Below are 18752 nucleotides of genomic sequence, written 5' to 3'. Positions count from 1 at the left end.
TTAGGGAGTGATCTCTTTAGCCAGTTGCTCCAGTGCCTGCATCAGGGCTTTTTGTGACGCCGTGGAGAGTTGGCTGAAAGCGGAGAGCATACGGCGCTGCTCTTTGGTCAGTTCTTCGCTTGGCTCGGTGCTGCCGTTGACGTAGTAATCGATTGAGATGTTGTAGAGTTTGCAGACACGCGCAACATCGTTCAGGGTTGCCGGTTCGGCGCCCTGATTACTTTCCCAGCCTTTAATCGTAGATACTGCCTTGGCAAGACGTTTTGCCGCCTCTACCTGGGTCATATTTACGCGCGTCCGTGCTTGCTTCAGTCTTTCTGCACGCGTTGTCACGGAGGCGATTCTCGCTCAGGTCAGATAGCTTGTCATTAAAGGTACAGGGAGAACATCCCTTGCTGGAATTGGGGGCATGTTCTGCTTGGACCTTCAGTTACATAAATGGGTAGCGGCAGTATAGTTGGCCCGCTCCCGTATTTCCTGAGGATGAGGGATTGGGAGCTGGAATAGGAGTAGCACAAGGAGTTCAATTGCAAGGGACTGCACCTGCAATTTTCTTCACACAAGACATCCGAGAGGATGCTCTAGCGCAGTGATTTACGCCGAGTCTTCGGCTCTGCATCGGGACTGAGTAAAACTTCGTCAGAAATCGCCACCCCTGATGGTATCAGGGGTAGCGGAAGATACGCGGAGCTTGTGCACGGAGTTATCCACAGATGTTGGGGGTAACTCCGTTCGCCCGATCAGCTGTGCTCTTCGAGGAACTTAGGATCCAGTTTCAGCTCGTCGTTGGAGTTCACTGAAACGCCGCGGGATTTGATATCGGTAGCGATCGCCTGTGCCTCTTCCAGGGAATGCATCGCGTAGGTACCGCACTGGTATTCGTTCAGTTCAGGAATGTCGTTCTGGTTTTGCACACCCAGCACATCCTCCATCGCTGCCAGCCAGGCTGCAGCTACTTTCTGCTCTTCTGGCTGACCGATCAGGCTCATGTAGAAGCCGGTGCGGCAGCCCATTGGAGAGATGTCGATAATTTCAACGTCCGGGCCGTTCAGGTGGTCGCGCATAAAGCCGGCAAACAGGTGCTCCAGAGTGTGGATGCCACGTTCCGTCAGGATCTCTTCGTTCGGGCGACAGAAACGCAGGTCAAACACAGTAATGGTGTCACCGCCAGGGGTGGTCATGGTTTTGGCAACACGCACGGCCGGTGCGTTCATGCGGGTGTGATCAACCGTAAAGCTGTCTAGCAGTGGCATATCAGAACTCTCTTTTAAATAGGTTTTTTCTGGGATCTTGGGTCATAAGTAAACTGCCTGACTCAGATCTTAGAAGAGCGACACAGGGTTAACACTTCCCGCATCGCTCCACGTTTGCACTCCATTTTACGCCAATTACCCGGAAGTACGTAACCACTCGCCGTAGACAGAGGGGCAATATCTGTTAGTCTGGTGTCTGCATGCCGTGATGTATGACGGGCGGAAAATCTTGAGGACTTTCCCAATCAAGATCAGGGAAATGAGATAAACATACCGCTTAGTGCGAAGAGGCAGTTTAAAATGACTGACTGTAGTGGTATTCATCGAGATGGATTTCGGGTTTTGGGTTGTATATGAACAGAAAAGGCATTTTATTTGCGCTAACGGTCGTAGGTGCCTTCGCTACCATCATCAGTTTCTATCTCCACTACCATTACTCCACGTTGCTGTTGGAAGACCAGGCCGAACGTAAGGAAGGTCAGCGGGACGCACAGGTCGTGGCCAGTAAGCTGGATGTATTTCTTGAAAATCAGCAACGTCTGGTAAATACCGTCGCGGGCCTGCCTAGCCTACACCAATACCTGCATGAACCCTCTCGGGAACTGGAGACAGAGGGACGTCACCTGCTGGATCTGGTGTGTCGCACCCAGCAGGCCTCAATCTGTTATGCCCTGGACCCTGAGGGTACCGTTGTTATTCATAACTCCGAAATCGGCCCGATACCGCTCAAAGGCAAAAACTACGCCTTCCGCCCGTACTTTCAGAATGCTCTCATTCGTAACAGCGAAATCTACGCCGCATACGGTGTAACCACCCGTAAGAGAGGCATCTATTTCAGCCGCTTGATGGCGGAGGACCTGGATGAAGCGCTTGGGGTGATGGTGATCAAGCTGTCCGCCGATCGGATCGATGAAGAGCTAAGAAAGGAACAGCGTAACTTGATGCTGGTGGATTCCCGAGGGGTGGTTTTTGCGGCGACTAATAGCGACTGGATTCTCAAAAGCCTCTGGCCCCTGACTGAATCTCAACAGAAACAGATTTTATCGACCCGACAGTTTGGTGATACCCGCATTGAAAGCCTGGGCTTCGAAAAACTGGACGATGAAGGCCGGATAAAGATTGCAGAGCGACACTTTGTGCTTGAAAAGGCACCGCTGGATAATCTGAACGGCTGGCAGGTGTATTATCTGCGAGAAGGTGAACCCGTCGCGCAGTATGCGCTGATCAAGCAGTACAGTGGGATTATGGGGCCCGTGTTTCTGCTCCTGACCATTCTATTCCTGACGCAATCTGTTCGCATACACCGCCGGCTGAAACGGGAAGCGGACGATGAGCGCAAGCGGGTGAAAACCGAAGCGCGCCTGTATCAGTTAGGGGATATCTCGAATGAAGGCATTCTGATCCACAGTCGCGGCAAAATTGTGGATATCAATGCGGTCGTCGAACGTATGTTTGGTTACAGTCGGGAAGAACTGGCCAACATGGAGGTTTGGGATCTGCTGGCGCCGGAAAGTATCGCGGTTGGTTTCCACAACGTACACACAGGGTTGGAATTGCCATATGAAGTCCAGGCGTTGCGTAAGGACGGACGTGAATTCCCCATGGAGGTGTTCGCCAAGAACGCCGAGCTGGAGGGCGAGCCGGTGCGTGTGGCGTGTCTGCGTGACATCACCGAGTTCAAGCAGCAGGAAGCGACCATCCGCTATCAGGCCCAGTTTGACCTCCTGACCGACCTGCCGAACAAACAACTGCTGACCGAGCGTCTGAAACGGGCAATCGAGCATGCGGCGGAAAATGACAATCAGGTCGCGGTGCTCTACATCGACCTGGACGACTTCAAGAAGATCAATGATGGTATGGGCCATGGTGCCGGAGATCAGCTACTGATTGCGGTGGCACAGCGCCTGCTGTCGGTGACCCGAATCGGCGACACGCTGGCACGTTATGGTGCTGATGAGTTTGTCATGCTGCTGGATGAAGTTGAATCCGAGACGGATGTGACCCGTCTGGCGCAGCAGGTGTTGCAGGAGTTGGAGCAGGAGTTTGAGATTGAGGAACACCGCTTCTACATCTCCGGTTCGATCGGTATCGCCATCCTCCCTGACGATGGCACTGATGAAGTCAGTCTGCTGCAGCATGCGGACATTGCCATGCATCGCTGCAAGGTGGAGAACAGCGGCAACAGTTACGGTTTCTACCAGTCCAGCATGAACGAAGATGTGGCCGGGCGGGTTCAGATGGAGCGCTGTCTGCGCTCGGCTATCCAAAAACACGAACTCTATCTCAACTACCAACCGATCTTTGGCGCCGATGACCGTCGCCTGCTGGGGGCTGAAGTACTGGTGCGCTGGCGCAGCCAGGAGTTGGGTTTTGTGGGCCCTGACAACTTTATCCCGCTGGCGGAACAAACCGGTCTGATCGTTGAAATCGGTCACTGGATCCTGAAAACCGCCTGTGAACAGGGGCGTAAGTGGTTGGACAGTGGGCTGGATGATTTCTATCTGGCGGTGAATATCTCACCTCGACAGCTACGCCATCAGGACTTCCCGCTGTTGTTGAAATCCGTGCTGGATGAAACCGGGTTTCCACCCCAGGCACTGGTGCTGGAGCTGACCGAAGGCCTTCTTGTGAAGAAAGATTCAGGTACCGCTCAGGTGCTGAATGACCTGAAAGCCCTGGGGGTGATGCTGTCGATGGATGACTTCGGTACGGGGTATTCCTCGCTGGCGTATCTGAAGATGTTCCCGTTCGATGTGATTAAGATCGACCGCAGCTTTATCCGTGACCTGGCCGTGGATACCAGCGATCAGCAGCTTATCGTTGCGGCGATTGAGATGGCCAAAGCACTGGGACTTAAAGTGGTGGCAGAGGGGGTAGAGACCGCCCAGCAACTTCACTTCCTGCGGGATGCGGGATGTTATTCGGTGCAGGGCTATTACCTGAGTAAGCCGATCGATCCAATCTTGTTTGAAGAGCGGATCATCGCACCGGAACAGGACAACAGGTTAGCGTTGCTCTAAGAGGAAAAGCCAGCCAGAAGAGGTTTCTCAAGCTGGCTGGGGCTGAGTTGTCTGGTTTGTGGTTACTTGGTCCGGTACCCTGTCCACATGATACGTGCCAGATTGTGCGGTCCTTTGCGGCTAAACCACACAATTGCTGCAACATGCAGACAAACAAGTCCCATCACCATACTGGCAGCGCCTTCATGGAGCTCTTCAATTACCTCATCTCCCCAGAACATATCCGTGGTGCTCAGCCATCCGGTGAAACCGGTAATAAGCATGCCTGCCAACAGACCCAGAATCATCAGGCCTCCCACTGGATTATGCCTGTCAGGGGATGGCGCGTGACCGTGTAGGTGATCTCGCAGATGGGCTTTGACCCGGGCAGGTGTAGGCCAGAAGTCGCTGAAGCGAGCGTTCTGTGGACCAACAAAGCCCCAAACACAGCGAACTGCGATCAGCACCAGGACATAGTATCCCACCCATTCGTGAAGCGTTTCACCCTCTTCCAGAACGGTATAGTTCAGCAAAAAACTTGCAGCGAGGGACCAGTGGAAGACGCGGATAAGCGGGTCCCAGACTTTAACCTTGTCGGATGGCTGAGCACTCATGGTTACTCCACCTTGCTCTTGACGACGTCACCGGATACCGGATGGAAATACACCTCGACCTTGTTTTCCGCCTTGTCCCAACCGTAGATCTCGTAGCAACCACCACGGGTAACTTTAAACTTCTTGATTGTATACCCCTGATCCTTGATCTGCTGCTGCATCTGGTCTGCAGGGATCCAGCTTTCCTGGTTGCCGTCGGTGCAGCGCGGACCTGCCTGTACCTGCGTTGCGCTCAGCATAAGAATGGTTGCGCTTGTGAGCAGTGCCTTCATTGGGACAAACCTCGTTCAGTTGTTTATGTGAGGTTATCTTCACAACTCAAGCTTAAGTCAGTCTTAAGCCATCGGCAGTTTTACCTGTACGGTTAAACCTCCGGTCTCCGGCGTGTCGCACAGAGTGAGGCTGCCTTTGTGCAAGCTGATGATCTGATCGACGATCGAAAAGCCCAGTCCGGCTCCTTCTGTACTGCCTTTGTTTTCGCGATAAAAGCGTTGGAGTACCTTGGTTTTCAAATCATCGCTGAGGCCGGGGCCATGGTCGGTCACGGTGATCAGACAGTGATCCTGATCGGCGCTGAGTGTAACCAGAACGGTGTCGCCGGAGTGGGTGTACCGCACCGCATTTTCGATCAGATTGCGTAACAGTATCTCCAGCAGGGTCTTTTCACCGAAGATGAGGGCCTCAGGCTGCGTATGCAGTTCTATCTGCACCCCTGAACGCAATGCAGTGGGAACCAGTTCGGCGATCAGGGTTGCGACGAGTCGCTCTGCATCGTGTAGCTGTTTATCCAGTTGGTCGCTACGCCGGGGTTCCAGTCGTGCCAACATCAATAGCTGTATGACAACACGTTCCATCCGGTTCAGGCCTTGTAGGAGCGGTTGTGCAGATTCTTGCGGCAGGGAAAGGCACTCGGCATGGATGCGCAAGGCGGCTAAGGGAGTGCGCAGTTCATGGGCTGCATCACTGGTAAAGCGCCGCTCCCGCTGCAAGGTATCAGCGACGCGCTGAAACATCGCGTTCAGCGACTGGATCGGTTTCAACAGCTCCAGGGGCAGGTCCGTGTCATCGATCGGGGACAGGTCGGTACTGTGGCGTTGATCAAGTTCAGTGCTGAGCTGATGCAGAGGCCGCAGATTAAGATTGATGGCGATGGTAATCGCCAGGATCAAAACCACCAAAACAACGACAAGGGGCAGCAGGATGTGCTCCGCGACCTCGGAGGCGATCTCCGTACGGATGGACAGGGCGTGTACCGCCCGCACCCACAGTTTCTCTTTGGGTAGAAACAGGGTGTAGGACCTGACCTGAACCCCATTGGATGTCAGGTTATCGAAGCCAACGGCCTCGGGTATCGGCAGATCCAGGTCATGTGGACTGGAAAGCAGAAGGCGTTTCTGCTGGTTCCATACCTGTAACCCCAGGTGCTGTTCGTACGAGTGGCCCGGGTCGTGGACCGAGCGCCCATGATAGTCCTCGTCATCTTCATTATCCTCGGAGGGCTTGTTACGCAGATGCAGAGGCATATCCGGTGAATGTTCCATCGCACGGATCAGGTCGTCCAGCGTGTCGAGGTCGTGACTGATTTCCAACTGGTTACTGAAGTGGCGGGCAAACTGGACCAGCGAGGCGTCGTAAATCTCTTCCACTTCATGGTTGGTAATGGACCAGGTCCAGCCAAGCACGGCGATCGCGGCGACGCTGAACAGCGCCGCGAGCATTATAAGTATTCGGGTTTGGATGGAGCGCATATTATCCTTCCACCATATAACCAACGCCGCGGATTGTGCGTATCAAGGATTTGCCAAATTTTTTGCGTAGGGCATGGATGTGTACTTCCAGCGCGTTGCTCTCAGGGTCATCTTCGTAGATCTCCTCTTCAATCTGGCGACGCGTCAGAACCCGGCCTTTGGCGTGAAGCAGACTAAGAAGCAGATCATATTCTCTTCGCCCCAGGGAGACGGGATTGCCTTGCAGACTGACCTCGCGGGCAGCGGTGTTGATCACCAGGTCGCCGTGGATGATCTGCTCCTGATCCCGACCTGATGCGCGGCGTAGCAACGCGCGAATACGAGCTTCCAATTCGTTTAGATCGAAAGGTTTCACGAGGTAATCGTCTGCGCCAGCGTCAAGGCCGGCAATGCGTTCTTCGATCGCATCCCGAGCGGTAAGAATCAGCACCGGGGTATCAATATTCTGAGCCCGTACCTGGCGCAGAACGTCCAATCCATCTAAATCCGGCAGGTTGAGGTCGAGGATCAGCAGGTTGGGGGCGCTGTGCTGCAACATATGTAAACCCTCCATGCCGGTTTGTTGCCAATCAACCCGATAATAGCGGGACTCCAGTGCAAGCATGATTCCCTGGCCCAGTAGCGGGTCATCCTCGATCAACAGTAATCGCATAGCGCAGCCTCAAAAATTAAATCAGTATTGCATCGGAAAATTAAATAAAACTTAAGCACTTAGATAAAGCCTTGCTGTAGGTTGTTTAGTAAACAGTTTTGAGTTGTCTTCTGCTTGTTTTTTAAGGATTTTTAGTGATTTTTAAAAATTCTTCGAAAAATTCAAAAAAGTTCGGTGCTGGTTGTTGACAGAAAAAATGAGGAAGGTAATATACGCGCCACTCCTTTGGAGGGATGGCTGAGTGGTCGAAAGCACTGGTCTTGAAAACCAGCGGTCCGAGAGGGCCCCAGGGTTCGAATCCCTGTCCCTCCGCCATTTGAAAGGAGTTTGAGCGTGTGTTCCTCGATAGCTCAGTTGGTAGAGCAGTAGACTGTTAATCTATTGGTCGCTGGTTCGAGTCCAGCTCGAGGAGCCATAACGGGTCGTTAGCTCAGTTGGTAGAGCAGTTGGCTTTTAACCAATTGGTCATAGGTTCGAATCCTATACGACCCACCACTTTCTACACGCTTTCTCTACCGGGTCGTTAGCTCAGTTGGTAGAGCAGTTGGCTTTTAACCAATTGGTCATAGGTTCGAATCCTATACGACCCACCACTTAAAAATTCCGCCACCTGGCGGTTTTTTTATGCCTCAAATTTGCGCTGTCTCGGTTTCCTGTTGCGTTAACGCCTGCAAGAAGCTGCTTGACCTTCCAGTTGCTGGAACGTCTAGGCTATATTCCAGTGGAGTTTTAAATTTCCGGTGCAGTCTTTTGTGTCTGCATTGGCATTCCGGAGGTATAGCAGATGGCATCTGCACAGGATTATCTCGCTGCGAGCAGTCAGGCGCTGGTCTCTGAGACCGAGCATCCATCCAAGCAGGAATTGTTGATCGAAGGCGCCGGATGCGCCAGTTGTGTCGGCAAAATAGAAAAAGCCCTCAATGCCGTACCCGGTGTGGATACGGCGGTGATGAACTTTGCCCAGCGCACGGTGAGTGTGACTGGGCCGGTTACCGCTGAGGCGCTGATTATTGCGGTGGAAAACGCAGGCTACAAGGCACGCCTCACCTCGGGTGAAGCGGAGGCGGAGCTGCTGGCTGAAAAAGAGCTGGCGGAGCAGCGCCGTTACAAACAGTTGATCAGCCATATGGTGATTGCGCTGGGTGTCGGTGTACCGCTGATGCTGTATGGCGTGTTGGGTGGCGAGATGATGGTGTCTGCGGGGGCATCGCAGCTTGGCTGGCTTGCGGTAGGGGTTATTACCTTTCTGGTTATGTTGTTTCCCGGCCGTCATTTCTACGTGGGCGCCTGGAAGTCGGTGCGTAACCATAATGCCAATATGGATACCCTGATTGCTTTGGGAACCGGGACCGCCTGGCTGTACTCCATGGTGATCGTGTTGATACCCGACCTGGTGCCTGTGATGGCACGCCATGTGTACTTCGAAGCAACCGCGATGATTATCGGTCTGATCAATCTGGGGCTGGCCCTGGAGTTGCGGGCGCGTGGCCGCACCTCCCAGGCGATCAAGCGCTTGATCGGCCTGCAGACCCGAACCGCACGTGTCCTGCGTGATGGTCAGGAGATCGATGTGGATATCGACGATGTCCTGAAGGGGGATCGCGTACGTATCCGTCCGGGTGAAAAAGTACCGGTGGATGGTGTTGTGCTGGAGGGCTATACCGCCGTTGACGAATCGATGCTGACCGGCGAACCGATCCCGGTCGAGAAGAACAGCGGTGATGAGATGGTTGCCGGCACATTGAACAAAACCGGTTCTGTGCTGTTGGAAGCCACCCGTGTGGGCAAGCAGACCATGCTGGCACAGATCATCGGAATGGTGAAACAGGCGCAAAACGCCAAGTTGCCAATCAGTCGGTTGGCCGATCAGGTGTCGGCGTATTTTGTGCCTGCGATCATGATTGTTGCGGTACTGACGGCGCTGACCTGGCTGAACTTCGGGCCTGAGCAAGCGATCGCATTGGCGCTGGTGTCTGCAACCACGGTGCTGATCATCGCGTGTCCGTGTGCGCTGGGTCTGGCAACGCCGATGTCGGTGATTGTTGGGGTAGGTAAGGCCGCCGAAGCGGGTGTGCTGATCCGTAATGGGGAAGCGCTGCAGACCGCGTCAAAGATAACCACCATGGTGCTGGATAAAACCGGCACGATCACCGCCGGTGAGCCACAGGTCACCGAGATTGCGCCTTTAAACGGTTTTAGCGAAGCCGAGATGCTGGCTGCTGCGGCAAGCTTGGAGACTGGCTCCGAACATCCGCTGGCGAACGCCATTCTGGAAGCGGCGCGTGGTCGCAGTCTGGAACTCGAGCCGGTGAGTGATTTCCACGCCGAGGCCGGTAAGGGTGTATCAGGCACAATCATCGGACGCACTGTACTGTTGGGTAACCGTGCGATGATGCTGGATCATCAGATTCAGATCGATTCGGCTGACGCAACGGTAACGCGTATGGCTGCAGAGGGTAAGACCCCGGTATTCGTTGCATTGGATAAGCAGCTGGCCGCGATTATAGGTATCTCCGACCCGGTGCGTGAAGATTCCCGCGAGGCGATTGCCCGTTTACAGGCGAAAGGGATGCGTGTTGTGATGCTGACCGGCGACAACTACAACACCGCAAAAGCGGTAGCCCAGCAGGTGGGGGTGGATGAATTCTTTGCCGAAGTACTACCGCAGGACAAGGCGGGCCAGGTCAAAGCGTTACAGCAACGGGGCGAGATCGTGGGCATGACCGGTGACGGCATCAACGACGCGCCGGCACTGGCGCAGGCGGATGTTGGCTTTGCGATCGGTAGTGGTACCGATGTGGCAATCGAAAGTGCCGATATCACGCTGATGCGTGCGTCCCTGCATGGTCTGGCTGATGCGGTGACAGTGAGTCGCGCCACCCTGAAGAATATCCGGCAGAACCTGTTTGGGGCCTTTATCTACAATGTGGCGGGCATTCCGATTGCCGCCGGCATTTTGTATCCGCTGACCGGCATGTTGCTGAGTCCGGTAATCGCCGGTGCTGCAATGGCGTGTTCGTCTGTGACCGTGGTAACCAACGCCAACCGCTTGCGCCTGTTGAAATTGGGGCGTAGCCACGTTGAGGAGGTTTGATCGTGATTTGGATTAATTTGCTCGGACTGGCGCTGATTGCATGGATCGTTTGGTGGTTTTGGTTGTACCGGGCTGACGGGGATTGATCTTGGCCGTAACAGATGTTCAAACAGAGACTCCTGCTAGCCAACACAAATACAGAATGAGACCAGTACTGATTCGAACGATCGCGGTGCTACTGATACTGGTGGTGCAGATTCAACCTCTCCAGGTGCACGCGATCGTACTCGTTACCGAGCAGGCGGGGCATATGCCGGGCCTGCTGTTTCATTCCCATGGCAGCCAGCATCATCATTTCACAGCGCAGGATGAGGAGTCGCAAGCGATGGACTCCAGTATCTCCCAACTGAGTCAAGAGCCTGTCCACGCGGGTGAATGCCATCCTGCTCACACCTTGTGCACCCTGATCGAGTGGCGTGCAAATCTGGAAAGGAATCTTTCCGGCGTTCAGGTACATCCGGCGCCTGCACTGCCGTTCTACGAAGCCTCCCTGGAGCTACCGCCTCCGAAATATTACGCCTGAATAATCAGCAATACGCGTGTCGCTGCACGTGTTATCTTTCGAATTCTTCAGGAGTAAGAAAAAATGTTACGTAAAACACTGACAGTACTGGTTCTCTCATCCGCAGTGATCGCGGCTCCAATGGTGCAGGCGCACGGGGGTGCCAAGGGCGTCGTCAAGGAACGGATGGATCTGATGGACGATATGAAGGGAGCGATAAAGACCCTGTCCGCAATCTATAAGGGGGAACGAGCCTACGACGCTGAAATTGTGCGAAAAGCCGCGCTGGTGATCCGCAATCATTCCGGCGATGCGATGACCAGGCTTTTCCCGAAAAATAGCATCCACGGCCCGTCGGAGGCAAAACCTTTGATCTGGCAGGAGTGGGAGCGTTTTGAAAAGCTGGCTAAGCGTCAGCAGGTGATCAGCCAGGGGTTGCACGATGCGGCAGAGAACCAGCAGGGAGCGGCTCAGGCCAATGGGCATATGATGGGCAGCGCCGGCATGATGGGACAGAAAAGTATGATGGGGGGCGGTCACATGATGGGCGGTGAGATGGATTCTGCCGAGCATTATGCGGCGATGCCATCCAACATGGTGTTTAAGATGCTGACCGACAACTGTTCTTCCTGCCACACCCGATATCGGGTAGAGGATTAAACGGAGGTTGGCTGATGAAACGTCTGGTAATAGCCCTGGGCGTAACATTGGCTGCAGCAGTGGTGGGCTGGAACAGCCTGCCCCTGTTGGCCAACGTGGGGCCTGAGCAATTAAATGCCACGACTGGCGATGTGGCCAGGGGCGCCTACTTAGCGCGGGCATCGGGCTGTATAGCCTGTCATACCCGTATCGAAGACGGTGGTGCGCCGCTGGCGGGCGGGTCCGGGTTGGAAACTCCCTTTGGCACTTTCTATGCGCCTAACCTGACCACCGACGTGGAGCATGGAATCGGTGGCTGGACGCAGGAACAGTTCGCTGTGGCTTTGCGAAAGGGAATATCACCTGCCGGGAAACCCTACTACCCAGCTTTTCCGTATAGCTTCTACACAAAATTCAGTGACCAGGATATTGCGGACCTTTGGGCGGCCTTTCAGACCGTGCCTGCGGTGGCGGATACCGTGTCTGAACACGACCTGAGCTTCCCGTTTTCTCAGCGCAATGGCCTGTATCTTTGGCAAAAAGTGTTCTTTACCGAAGGGCGACTGGATGTCGCAGCCAATAGGGAGGAGAAATATCGCCGTGGTGAATACCTGGTCGAGAGCGCTGCGCATTGTGCTGCCTGCCATACACCCCGCAATCTATTGGGGGGGCTGAAGCGGGATAGGGATTACACTGGCAGTGTCTCTATGTTGCAAGCCGAAGGTCAGATCCCGGCCATTACTCCCCAGGCGCTGACCGAGGCTGGCTGGACGGTGAAGGACCTGGCCTGGGCCTTACAGTCCGGCATAAAGCCGGATGGTGATGTCTTTGGAGGTAGCATGGGAGAGGTGGTACGTGACGGGACCGCCTACCTGCAGCCGGAGGATCTGGAAGCGATGGCGCACTACCTGATGAATCGCAAGTAAGGTCCGTTAGCTCCGCAAACAAAAGCCCCCTGCCTTGAGTTCGGCAAGGGGCTTTTTTCGTACGTGGATCAGAACCAGGCACGGATACCTATCACCGCCTGCAGATCGTTCGTATCTTCTCCCTCGTCGCGGGCGAAGTCGGCGGTCTGGCCGAATTTACGCTCCCAGTTCAGGCCAATGTATGGCGCAAACTCACGCCGGATCTCATATCGAAGACGCAGGCCCAGCTCCAGACCGGATAGGCCAGAACCGATGCCCCGCGCCTCGTCGTCCTCAGCATACAGATTGACCTCAAGTTCCGGAGCAAGCACCCACTTTTGTGTGAGCATTAGTTCGTACTCCGTCTCCAGGCGCAGTGCGCTTTGGCCGGATTCACCGATAAACAAGCTGGCGTCGGTTTCCAGAAAGTAGGGGGTGAGCCCCTGGAATCCAAGCACTGCCCAGTTCTGTGAAGGATCGGGGCGAAAATCATGACGTACGCCGATCTGGAAATCCCAATAGGGATCAACTGCCCGGCTGTAGAGTAACTGTAACTCGGCGTCTTCGGTTTCGCCTGTTACCCGTTCGCCCTCAGTCTTGAAGACGAGCTTGTCCAGATCGTAACCCAGCCAGCCCTGAATCTCCCAGACCACTGGGTTACCGCCGCTGGCATCACGTTTTTCCAGCTGGTCGATGGTGACCATGCTCAGCAGTGGATCGTCCTCCATCGCTGCCTGGGCAGCGGGTGAAAGCAACAGGGAGAGCGTCAGCACAGAGGTTGTGATTCTTTTCATCATTAAGTCTCCCTTAGCTCACGTGGACTTCGCGGAACATGCCCGGCATGTGGTAGATCAGGTGGCAGTGATAGGCCCACCTGCCGAGAGCATCGGCGGTAACGCGGTAGCTGATACGTGAACCCGGTTGCACGATCACGGTGTGCTTGCGCGGAATATGGCGGTCATCGCCGGTTTCCAAATCGCTCCACATACCATGCAGATGCATCGGGTGGTTCATCATGGTGTCATTGACGAAGGTGATCCGCACTCGCTCACCGTATTTCAGCTGGATCGGATCGGCATTGGCGTATTTAACACCGTTGATCGACCACATGTAGCGGCTCATATTACCGGTCAGGTGCAGTTCAATCTCCCGTTCAGGCTCTCGTGGATCCGGGGTTGGGTGCAGGTTGCGTAGATCAGCATAGGTGAGGACGTGGCGACCGTTGTTGCGCAAACCCACGCCGGGGTCATCCAAGCGGTATAGGGGATTCTCGGCGCGCATGTCCACATGGGGGCCGTATTCAGTGGCTGCATGTGTTAATGGCTTCGGCGTGTTGGCCCTGTGCATCGAATGGGTCATACCATTGCTGTCACCCATGTTGTGCATGGAGTGATCCATACCTGCAGTGCCGTCCATATTGTGCATCGAATGATCCATGCCTCCGGAACCACCCATCTGATGCATGGAATGATCCATTCCGTTGCCATTCTTCATCGCGGCAGCCCCTATCATTGCGTGATTGCCATGCGCCATGCCCATGTCGCCGTGGCTGAGAACCGGTACCGGATCCAGTGCCGGCACTTCGGCAGTCAGGTTGTGGTCTGGCGTCAGGGTACCGCGGGCGTATCCGGAGCGGTCAATCGCCTGAGCGAACACGGTGTAGGCCTGGTTATCAGACGGTTCCACTATCACATCGTAGGTTTCGGCCACGCCGATGCGGAACTCCTCTACAGTCACCGGTTCCACATTCTGACCATCCGCTGCGACGACAGTCATCTTCAAGCCGGGAATGCGTACGTCAAAGAAGGTCATTGCGGCAGCGTTGATAAAGCGCAGACGGATCTTTTCCCCGCGGCGGAAGAGACCTTTCCAACCTTCTGCCGGCGTTTGCCCGTTCATCAGGAAGCTGTAGGTGTAACCGGTCACATCCGAGATATCGGTTTCACTCATGCGCATCTGATTCCACATCTCACGTGCCTTGAAGGTAGCGTGGACACCTCGTTCTTTAACCTCACGCCAGGTGTCTGCTACCGTGCGCTCGTTGAAGTTGTAGTAGTGGCTCATCTTCTTGAGTTTGGCGTAGACATCCACCGGATCTTCGTCAGTCCAGTCGGAGAGAAGCATCACGTAATCACGGTCGTAGGTAAAAGGCTCAGGTTCCTTTGGATCGATAACGATTGCCCCGTACAGCCCTGTTTGCTCTTGGAAACCGGAGTGGCTGTGATACCAATAAGTGCCGGATTGTTGTACATCAAAGCTGTAGGTATAGCTGTTACCAGGCTTGATACCCGCAAAGGAAAGACCGGGTACTCCGTCCATGTTTGATGGCAGGATCAGGCCGTGCCAATGGATGGAGCTGTCTTCGGCAAGGGTATTGTGCACTCGGAGGGTTACCCGTTCTCCTTCCTTGAAACGCAGCACGGGGGCCGGCAGGGAACCGTTTACGGTTGTGGCAAATCGGGGGGCGCCAGTGAAGTTGACAGCCTGGCGACCGATACTCAGGTCAAACTGGTTTCCGCGCAGTTCTGCAACCTGCCCCGGTGCTGCAGGGGCGGCGATCAGACTACCGGCACGGAAGCCAAAGCCCGCCATGATACCCCCCATGGCAAGACCGGTGACAAAGCGTCGCCGGTTTAGCTGTGGGACTGCAGTATGTTGTTGTCTCTTTTTCATCGCTATGCTCGCAATTTAACAGTGGGGACCTCCAACTGGGGCGTCCTTCTCACTGTTGGTATGTTCATATTAGAGCTGCCCCAATGTTTTTCAGGAGATGGGTGCGGGCAGTCTGGATACTCAGATGAGATAGCGGTTTTTTTTCGGAGGACGCTCAAGCCGGTCGGACTGCTGTCGCTTTATTCCTGAATACACGTCTGACAGGCTCATTGTTCGGATGACGAGGGCCGCAGGAATTGAGACGAGGCCTGGATCACAGCCCTGTGCGCAGCCATCACAGTAGCCACATCCGCTCGCTTGCTGGGGGCAGTGCTGCTGGCAATTACCGTAACAGAGAGCGTTGATGACCTGTGTGGTATCGATATGTTGCGTATGCAAACCATTTTGTTGGGCTATTGATTGATCAACTGAACCCAGTGCCGGCGTAGTTGCCGCTCCTATCGCCAGGAGAAGGCTGAACAGCAGTATCAATGTTCGCACGCAGTGTTTCATGGTCATCGCTTTGTACACGGGCATCCACGTAGCCTGTTTGGTGTATGTTGTTCTTCAGTCTAGCGCCTGTACCAATAGACGTTCGGACGGGGGTGGTTTCTATTTCCGATAAAATCGTAGCTTAGGCGTTCCAGTAGGGGGAAGGTCAACATCAGGTCGAATAATTGAGTTTTACGTGGTGGTTGAATTGATTTTTGATTCGGATTCGGTAATCCTGAAAATAGTTTGTTCTCCCGATCTAGGTAAACGCCACAACCATGAAGCTTTCCCGCTCCGTTGCCATATTGCTTACTCTGCTCCTGTTTTGGGGACAGGCAAGCTTTGCCTCCAACGCGGGGGACGTGATGGTTGCCGCTGGGGCCACAGACATGGCCTTGATGGTGCCCATGGATTGTGGTGGCAGTTGTGATCAAGATATTGAACCTTGTCAGGATGCGGCTTGTAGCGCTGAGCATCTCTGCTCTGGTGGCAGCGCATTCATGGTTCCGGTATTGATGGTTTCCCTGGTGCAGGGAGCTGCTGATATCAGTTCGCCGCAACCGGATCATTACCGGTATTGTTCTGTCACCGCGATTGAACACCCTCCACGGATTACAGTCTGATTTAATTGGCAGCAAGAAGTTACTGCCAGTCCCGCATCTCTATCCCATTTTTTAAGACCTTTTAGTTGAGGAGCGCAGCGCGTGAATATTTCACAGGCAGCGAAGCTTTCCGGCTTGAGCAGTAAAACAATCCGTTTCTATGAGCAGCAGGGTATTATTCAAGCGGTCAGTCGTGCGGATAATGGCTATCGCGTCTACAACGATAAGCAGCTTGAGCAGTTGCGCTTTATTAAGCGAGCACGTGATCTAGGTTTTTCGCTGGATGAGAGCAAGGAGCTTTTGGAGCTACTGCATAATCCGGCACGCCGAAGCGCAGAGGTAAAAGCACGGGTATTGGCCCATGTGGAGCAGATTGATCAGCAGCTGGTTCAGTTAGCGAAGATGCGCGAGCAGTTGCTCTCTCTTTCCAACCAGTGTCGTGGTGACAATGGTGCTGACTGCCCGATCCTAGACGCCCTCAGCGGTGAAAATACCGATAAGTCCATTAACTGATTTTATTGATAGGGGGCTCGATCTTATATGCCCCGATACTGGAGTTTGTGATGAAAAAACTGATTCTTACCGCCTTGTTGGCGACGTTGGTACTACCTGTGGCAAATGCCAAGGCTGCTGATCCGGTTTGGCTGGAAGGAAAAACCGATGAAAGCCACCAGATAACTGTATACCGCAGTGCTAGCTGTGGCTGCTGCAAAGGCTGGATTGCCCACCTCAAGGATCATAATTTTCAGGTGAAAGATGTGGTGGTTGAGGATGTGAATGCGCATAAACAGCGTTTGGGCGTGCCGCCGAAAGGGGCCTCCTGCCATACTGCCGAGGTGAACGGAAAAGTGATTGAAGGGCATGTACCGGCGCAGGATATCAAACGTTTGCTCAGTAGCGAGAACAATATTCGTCTGTTGACCGTACCGGGTATGCCATCCGGAGGGCCGGGAATGGATATGCCAGGGGCGCCTAAGCAAGCATTTCAGGTGTTCTCGGTCACCGAAGACAACAAGGTGGATGTGTATCACAACTACAGCGAATACTGATCGGAGATACCGTTATGGGAGCTTGGATCAAAGCGTTGGTGTTGTTGCTGCCAGCGCTATTGCTGTTAGGTTGTGGCCCCTCAGAGCCGAAGGTGGAGGGGCGTTGGTACACCCAATCTCAGGTGGAGACGGGTAAGGCACTGTTTGCTGCGAACTGTGTTGTTTGTCACGGTGCTGAAGCACGTGGAACACCGGACTGGCGTAAGCCGCTGGCCAATGGCAACTATCCACCGCCACCGCTGAACGGCAGTGCCCATGCCTGGCATCACCCGCTGCGAGCTCTGATGTTCACCGTTCAGAACGGCGGCGCCAAGTTTGGTGGCACTATGCCCGGCTTTAAGGGACAACTGGACGAAGACCAGCAGGAGGCGGTGATTGCGTACTTCCAAAGCCACTGGAGCGAGCAGATTTATACAGCTTGGCTGCAGCGCGGGGGGCTAAAATAGCTCATTTACAAGACTAAGGATCGGTGTTGTAGGCCTGATACTCAACGGCGACGATTTCGTACCAGATCTCTTCGCCGTTGGGTTTTTGCAGCCAGATCTCGTCACCAATTTCTTTCTTCAGCAACAGTTTGGCCAGTGGCGAATCCATGCTGATGTAGTCGCTACCCGCTTCGATCTCGTCCGGACCCACAATGCGGTAGCGTTTGCGGGTTTCCTCTTCATCTTCGATCGTCACCCAGGCACCAAAGAATACCTTGTCCTGGTTTTCCGGAATGCGGTCCACCACGGTCATATCTTCCAGGCGCTTGGACAGATAGCGCACACGACGGTCGATCTCGCGCAGCTGTTTCTTGCCGTAGATGTATTCGGCATTTTCGGAGCGGTCGCCTTGGGCGGCCGCCTCTTTCACCGATTGGGTAATCTCCGGACGTTTAACTTTCCACAAGTACTTCAGCTCGTCGTTAAGGCGTTTGTAGCCTTCTGCGGTGATATACTTGGATTTCTTCGGTTGAGGTGGTCGCCAACGGCCCATAACTATCCTGATCTGGTTTACGCATTGGGCACGAGGTGTGCGAAAAGTGCGTAAAATTGAACGATTTAGATAAAGAATTTTAGCGCGTCGCCGATAGGATTGGGACAACGTTTTGTTACTCGATGCAGATCCGGAAGATGCAGACAGAAAAAATTCAGGCACGTATAGAAACCTATACCTCCAATCTGACCCAGGCGGTTCAGAGTGGTAGCGGTGCCCAATTTTCACTGCTGCTGAGCATGATTGCGACCAATCAGGAGCTGACGGGTAGGCGTCCCCAGGTATCCGGTGAGGGGTTTGAACTGCCTACCACCGACAACCAATATCCCAACCCCAATGATCTGTATAGCGCCGATGTGGCCGAGCGGATGAATGTGGGCATCAACAAGGATATGCGTGGCGAGTTTGCCTACGCTTGCAGCTACGTGGAAACTGAATCTCTGGTGCCGGTAAAGAGTCGCCGACTGAACGACTCGCTGGAAAGACTGGGGCTGATCTCGGGTGGTGCGATGCTGCAGGAGATTGCTACTTCCCATCAGCAGATCAGGCGGACCGCCTGACCTGTATCCCTCT

The 18752-nt window shown here is 54.3% G+C and carries 19 protein-coding genes and 4 tRNA genes; 14 read left to right on the top strand and 9 right to left on the bottom strand.

Annotated elements, in window-relative coordinates; all coding sequences use genetic code 11:
* Both QKW35_RS05305 and luxS read right to left on the bottom strand, forming a co-directional pair.
* A complete protein-coding gene (locus QKW35_RS05305) occupies positions 1-333 on the bottom strand; it encodes a helix-turn-helix domain-containing protein (RefSeq protein ID WP_282351280.1) in 333 nt (110 codons plus the stop codon).
* Positions 334-740: 407 nt separating this feature from the next.
* Complete coding sequence (gene luxS, locus QKW35_RS05300; RefSeq protein ID WP_282351279.1) at positions 741-1253, bottom strand: S-ribosylhomocysteine lyase; 513 nt, start codon at positions 1251-1253, stop codon at positions 741-743.
* 353 nt (positions 1254-1606) lie between these two features.
* On the opposite strand from luxS, the gene QKW35_RS05295 reads away from it, so the two are divergent.
* Complete coding sequence (locus QKW35_RS05295) at positions 1607-4273, top strand: bifunctional diguanylate cyclase/phosphodiesterase (protein WP_282351277.1); 2667 nt, start codon at positions 1607-1609, stop codon at positions 4271-4273.
* Between the two features lie 62 nt (positions 4274-4335).
* On the opposite strand, the gene QKW35_RS05290 is transcribed toward QKW35_RS05295, so the two are convergent.
* The 4 genes from QKW35_RS05290 to QKW35_RS05275 all read right to left on the bottom strand — a co-directional run bounded on the left by QKW35_RS05290 (position 4336) and on the right by QKW35_RS05275 (position 7266).
* Positions 4336-4866, bottom strand: coding sequence for a cytochrome b/b6 domain-containing protein (locus QKW35_RS05290; protein WP_282351276.1), 531 nt, complete (start codon positions 4864-4866; stop codon positions 4336-4338).
* Between the two features lie 2 nt (positions 4867-4868).
* The gene (locus QKW35_RS05285; protein WP_282351275.1) at positions 4869-5138 is read right to left on the bottom strand and encodes a PepSY domain-containing protein; all 270 of its coding nucleotides are present in this window, start codon (positions 5136-5138) and stop codon (positions 4869-4871) included.
* Positions 5139-5201: 63 nt separating this feature from the next.
* Positions 5202-6614 (bottom strand): ATP-binding protein, encoded by a 1413-nt coding sequence (locus tag QKW35_RS05280; protein ID WP_282351274.1) that lies wholly within the window; start codon positions 6612-6614, stop codon positions 5202-5204.
* Between the two features lies 1 nt (position 6615).
* Positions 6616-7266, bottom strand: coding sequence for a response regulator (locus QKW35_RS05275; RefSeq protein ID WP_282351273.1), 651 nt, complete (start codon positions 7264-7266; stop codon positions 6616-6618).
* 227 nt (positions 7267-7493) lie between these two features.
* On the opposite strand from QKW35_RS05275, the gene QKW35_RS05270 reads away from it, so the two are divergent.
* The 8 genes from QKW35_RS05270 to QKW35_RS05235 all read left to right on the top strand — a co-directional run bounded on the left by QKW35_RS05270 (position 7494) and on the right by QKW35_RS05235 (position 12427).
* Positions 7494-7581 (top strand) — tRNA-Ser (locus tag QKW35_RS05270).
* Between the two features lie 24 nt (positions 7582-7605).
* Positions 7606-7681 (top strand) — tRNA-Asn (locus tag QKW35_RS05265).
* Between the two features lie 4 nt (positions 7682-7685).
* Positions 7686-7761 (top strand) — tRNA-Lys (locus QKW35_RS05260).
* Between the two features lie 22 nt (positions 7762-7783).
* Positions 7784-7859, top strand: a tRNA-Lys gene (locus tag QKW35_RS05255).
* A gap of 191 nt (positions 7860-8050) precedes the next feature.
* Positions 8051-10360, top strand: coding sequence for a heavy metal translocating P-type ATPase (locus QKW35_RS05250; RefSeq protein WP_282351271.1), 2310 nt, complete (start codon positions 8051-8053; stop codon positions 10358-10360).
* Positions 10361-10502: 142 nt separating this feature from the next.
* A complete protein-coding gene (locus QKW35_RS05245; RefSeq protein WP_282351269.1) occupies positions 10503-10883 on the top strand; it encodes a hypothetical protein in 381 nt (126 codons plus the stop codon).
* A gap of 63 nt (positions 10884-10946) precedes the next feature.
* The gene (locus QKW35_RS05240; RefSeq protein WP_282351267.1) at positions 10947-11522 is read left to right on the top strand and encodes a c-type cytochrome; all 576 of its coding nucleotides are present in this window, start codon (positions 10947-10949) and stop codon (positions 11520-11522) included.
* 14 nt (positions 11523-11536) lie between these two features.
* Positions 11537-12427 carry a c-type cytochrome gene (locus QKW35_RS05235; RefSeq protein WP_282351265.1) on the top strand — a complete coding sequence of 297 codons (891 nt, stop codon included), beginning with the start codon at positions 11537-11539 and terminating at the stop codon, positions 12425-12427.
* 68 nt (positions 12428-12495) lie between these two features.
* Here QKW35_RS05235 and QKW35_RS05230 read toward each other — a convergent pair whose 3' ends face one another.
* Positions 12496-13200: a copper resistance protein B gene (locus QKW35_RS05230; protein WP_282351262.1), complete on the bottom strand. Its 705-nt coding sequence runs from the start codon at positions 13198-13200 to the stop codon at positions 12496-12498.
* A gap of 13 nt (positions 13201-13213) precedes the next feature.
* Positions 13214-15079: a copper resistance system multicopper oxidase gene (locus QKW35_RS05225; protein WP_282351259.1), complete on the bottom strand. Its 1866-nt coding sequence runs from the start codon at positions 15077-15079 to the stop codon at positions 13214-13216.
* A gap of 749 nt (positions 15080-15828) precedes the next feature.
* On the opposite strand from QKW35_RS05225, the gene QKW35_RS05220 reads away from it, so the two are divergent.
* The 4 genes from QKW35_RS05220 (at position 15829) to QKW35_RS05205 (ending at position 17647) form a co-directional block, all read left to right on the top strand.
* Positions 15829-16173: a hypothetical protein gene (locus QKW35_RS05220; RefSeq protein ID WP_282351258.1), complete on the top strand. Its 345-nt coding sequence runs from the start codon at positions 15829-15831 to the stop codon at positions 16171-16173.
* Between the two features lie 81 nt (positions 16174-16254).
* Positions 16255-16665 carry a Cu(I)-responsive transcriptional regulator gene (gene cueR / locus QKW35_RS05215; RefSeq protein ID WP_282351256.1) on the top strand — a complete coding sequence of 137 codons (411 nt, stop codon included), beginning with the start codon at positions 16255-16257 and terminating at the stop codon, positions 16663-16665.
* Positions 16666-16715: 50 nt separating this feature from the next.
* Positions 16716-17201: a DUF411 domain-containing protein gene (locus QKW35_RS05210; protein WP_282351254.1), complete on the top strand. Its 486-nt coding sequence runs from the start codon at positions 16716-16718 to the stop codon at positions 17199-17201.
* Positions 17202-17215: 14 nt separating this feature from the next.
* Entirely contained in the window at positions 17216-17647 is a 432-nt protein-coding gene (locus QKW35_RS05205; protein WP_282351253.1) for a c-type cytochrome, read from the top strand.
* 13 nt (positions 17648-17660) lie between these two features.
* Here the strand turns inward: QKW35_RS05205 and greB are convergent, their stop codons facing one another.
* Positions 17661-18179, bottom strand: a complete 519-nt coding sequence (greB, locus tag QKW35_RS05200; RefSeq protein WP_282351252.1) for a transcription elongation factor GreB — start codon at positions 18177-18179, stop codon at positions 17661-17663.
* A 137-nt stretch (positions 18180-18316) separates the two neighbouring features.
* On the opposite strand from greB, the gene QKW35_RS05195 reads away from it, so the two are divergent.
* Positions 18317-18739 carry a hypothetical protein gene (locus QKW35_RS05195; protein ID WP_282351251.1) on the top strand — a complete coding sequence of 141 codons (423 nt, stop codon included), beginning with the start codon at positions 18317-18319 and terminating at the stop codon, positions 18737-18739.
* Positions 18740-18752: the final 13 nt, after the last annotated feature.

The organism is Pontibacterium granulatum, assembly GCF_029961155.1.
GTDB lineage: Bacteria > Pseudomonadota > Gammaproteobacteria > Pseudomonadales > Balneatricaceae > Pontibacterium > Pontibacterium granulatum.
Note: the sequence above shows the minus strand (reverse complement) of the source record. Positions and strands in the feature narration are given on the sequence as shown.